3 protein-coding genes and 1 pseudogene are annotated in these 3,382 nt (G+C 59.9%); 3 read left to right on the forward strand and 1 reads right to left on the reverse strand.

What is annotated here, in order from left to right; translation table 11 throughout:
* The coding region (locus AAC035_RS19845) for an SDR family oxidoreductase (protein ID WP_339806854.1) at positions 1 to 1,102 on the reverse strand (1,102 nt) is incomplete at its 3' end.
* Positions 1,103 to 1,288: 186 nt separating this feature from the next.
* Between AAC035_RS19845 and AAC035_RS19850 the strand changes: the two genes are divergently transcribed.
* From AAC035_RS19850 to AAC035_RS19860, 3 genes and pseudogenes are all read left to right on the forward strand, one after another.
* On the forward strand, positions 1,289 to 1,588 hold the full coding sequence (locus AAC035_RS19850; protein ID WP_339806855.1) for a hypothetical protein: 300 nt from the start codon (positions 1,289 to 1,291) through the stop codon (positions 1,586 to 1,588).
* 93 nt (positions 1,589 to 1,681) lie between these two features.
* Positions 1,682 to 2,986 (forward strand): insulinase family protein, encoded by a 1,305-nt coding sequence (locus AAC035_RS19855; protein ID WP_339806856.1) that lies wholly within the window; start codon positions 1,682 to 1,684, stop codon positions 2,984 to 2,986.
* 23 nt (positions 2,987 to 3,009) lie between these two features.
* A pseudogene (locus AAC035_RS19860) lies at positions 3,010 to 3,382 on the forward strand (peptidase M16); the annotation flags it as partial.

Here is a 3,382-nt window from a genome sequence, read left to right on the forward strand (position 1 = left end):
CCTTGAACAGGTCCGGGTCCAGATGACGCTCCCAGTAGTCCCAGATCACCGGGGCATAGTCAGGCAGGCGCGGCACTTCGATGCCGGTGCCTTTTAATACACGCTCGGTCTCACGGGCGTCGAACCGGGTTGGATAGTTGATAAAGGACATCACCGATTGGGGTATGCCCAGGTCTTCCATCACCGCACTGGTGAGTCGTTTCACTGGCGGCAGGTTCTTGAGGGACTGGCGGATAAACGGCGGCACAAAGCCGAACATGCGGGAATCCACTCGCATGGCCATTCGTGGTGCGTGGCCGGCCTCGCAGAAGGTGTTGAGTATCTCGCCAACCTTGTAGGGATCGGAATCCACCAGGTGGAAGCAATTACCATCTTCCCCAGCCAGATGGGCAATGTGATCCAGGGCATCCACCACAAAGTCCACCGGTACCAGGTTCAGGCGGCCGCCTTCCACGCCGATCGTCGGCACCCACTGGGGCAGCGCGTGACGGACCTTCTGGATCATCTTGAAGAAGTAATAGGGGCCATCCACCTTGTCCATTTCACCGGTCTTTGAATGGCCGATCACCATGCCCGGACGGTAGATGCGGAACGGCAAGGTGCATTCATCCCGCACCACCTTTTCGGAGTCGTGCTTGGTTTTGAGGTAGGGATGATCAAGCCCCTCTGCCTCCTCGAACATGTCCTCGCGGAAAGTACCCTTGAACAGGCCGGCGGCGGCTATGGACGACACATGGTGAAAACAACCGGCCTTCATGGCGGTAGCCGCTTCCACGGCATTCCGAGTGCCCTGCACGTTGGCGGTCTGCTGGGCCGCTTCGTCGGCGCTCATGTCGTAGACAGCCGCCAGATGGAAGAAGTGGTCCACCTTGCCTTTGAGGGCCTTGGTGGTTTTGGCGTCAATACCCAGGCCAGGGGCGGTAATATCGCCCACTACCGGTATAACCTGGGCCTCGGTTGCGCCCCACTGCTCACGCAGTGCGTCGAGTTTGTCGAGAGATTCCTGTCGCACCAGAAGATGCACGGTACCGCCACGGGCCAACAGTTTTTTGACCAGAAATCGGCCGATAAAACCCGTGCCGCCGGTAAGAAAGTAGTTCATCAGAGATCCTGCCTGTCGTTCTTGATTATTGGTTTTTAGTTATTTCGTTTTTTGGCTTTTATTAGTATCGCCTTAACTTTCTGACATGCAAGTCATGGAACCCGGTGCGATAATGCCGGTCTGTTCTTACTCACCCGTCATGCCAGTACTCAATGGTCCATGACGACTGCCGGAGGTAGCTACACCATGTCCAAAGCGGACGCCAATACTGATCGTTACATTGCCATTGCCCGGGCCTGCCTGAAAGCCATCAATGATACCGCCGCCGACAACGGCAGCCGCGAGCAGAAAATTCAGGCGGTGTACGACGCCATTGATACCGCGTTCCAGGCGGAAATGGCGGAGCAGCACAGGATCATCGCGGTGCTGTCCTCGGTGCTGGAACGGATTGCCACCGGCGAGATGGATGGCCCGGCGGCCACCACCCTGGCCCGGATTACCCTGGACAAGACGCCCAAAAACGCCAGCCAGTCGCGGATGCACTGACGGCGTGCAGCGCCGCCCAGGTGGCGAAGGCCAGCGACGGTGTCCTGTCGTACTGTCATTATCCTGCACCCGAAACCTTGAAGGATCTGTTGAATGAGGTTGTTGACCGCATCTGCCCTACCCGAACGCCATGCCCTGATATCACTGCTGGTTCTGCTGCTGCTCAGCTTCGGGATGCTGACCGGCACGGCCAGCGCTCAGGTCAGCGCCATCACACCGGTTGCCAGCCCTGCCGATGACAACGCCTACCGTTACCTGACGCTGGAAAACGGTCTGGAGGTATTGCTGATATCGGATCCGGACGCAGACAAGGCTGCCGCTTCCCTCAACCTGCCGGTTGGCAGTGGCGACGACCCCGCTGGCCGCGAGGGTATGGCGCATTTTCTGGAGCACATGCTGTTTCTGGGCACCGAAAAATACCCGGACCCCGGCGAGTACCAGCAGTTCATCCGCAGCCACGGCGGCAGCCATAACGCCTTTACCGCCTTTCAGGACACCAACTATTTCTTCGACATCCAGCCAGACCAGCTGGAGCCCGCGCTGGACCGCTTCGCCCAGCAGTTCTCAGCACCCCTGTTCACAGCGGAACTGGTGGACCGGGAGCGCAACGCAGTGCACTCGGAATATTCCGCCTCCCTGAAAGAGGACGGTCGCAGGTACTTCTCGGTACGCAAGGCCATCACCAACCCGGCCCACAGTTTCAGCCAGTTTGCTGTCGGCAACCTCACCACCCTGGACAACCCGCCCGAGCGGCCCCTGCGGGATGATCTGATCGACTTCTGGAAAACCCATTACTCCGCCAACCTGATGACCCTGGCGGTTTACGGCCCGCAAAGCCTGGATGAACTGGCGGCCATGGTCACGCCCCGCTTCCGGCTGATCGAGAACCGTGATCTGCAGACCAAAGCCCACACAGCGCCGCTGTTCGCCGATTCGTTCCTGCCAGCACGCCTGCAAGTCGAGACCCTGCGGGATATTCGCCAGTTGCGCCTGATTTTTCCCCTGCCCTCGCAGCAGGAGCGGTATCGCGACAAGCCAGTGCATTACGTGGCCAGCCTGTTGGGCCATGAAGGCCCGGGCAGCCTGTTCGATGTACTGAAATCCCGGGGGCTGGTGGAAAGCCTGTCCGCCGGCATGGGCACCGATACCGGCCATGAGACCAGCCTTGAGCTGTCCCTGGAGCTGACCCCTCGTGGACTCAGCCAGGAAGACGACATCATTGCCCTCGCCTTTGACTACATAAAGCTGGTGCGTGAGCAGGGCATTGCGCCTTTCCGCTTTGAGGAAGATCAGCAGCTGGCGGAACTGGATTTCCGCTTTCAGGAACGGCCCAGCCCGCTGCACCACGTCATGCGACTGTCCATGCAGATGAGTACCGGGCGATTCTGGACCGGCTGACCCCGGACAACCTTCTGGTTACCCTGCAAAGTCCGGAAACCCTGCCGGAGGATGCCCCCCGCACCACCTGGTACCAGACCCCCTATGTTCTGGAGAACAACTACCAGGCGCCCCGGGAAACCGAGCTTGGCCGTACTCTCGCCAGCCAGCTGAAACTGCCGGAGCCCAATCCGTTCATCCCGGAAGACCTGGAACTGCTGGCCGGCGAGTCCATGCCCCATCCGGAGCAGCTGGCCACTCTGGGCGTGATGGATGTCTGGCATGCCCGGGACACCCGTTTCAAGCGCCCGGAAGCCAATCTTTTCCTGAGCCTGCGCTCGCCGGAGACCACCGGTTCTGCCAAAGGCCATGTGCTGACCCGGCTGCTGACTGACAGCATCAGCACCACCCTGAACC

It is taken from the genome of uncultured Marinobacter sp. (assembly GCF_963974375.1).
Taxonomy (GTDB): Bacteria; Pseudomonadota; Gammaproteobacteria; order Pseudomonadales; family Oleiphilaceae; genus Marinobacter.

What these genes read in the sequence shown, in the direction of transcription:
- AAC035_RS19850 (WP_339806855.1), top strand. Translation starts at nt 1,289, where the DNA reads ATGTCCAAAGCGGACGCCAATACTGATCGTTACATTGCCATTGCCCGG.
- AAC035_RS19855 (WP_339806856.1), top strand. Translation starts at nt 1,682, where the DNA reads ATGAGGTTGTTGACCGCATCTGCCCTACCCGAACGCCATGCCCTGATA.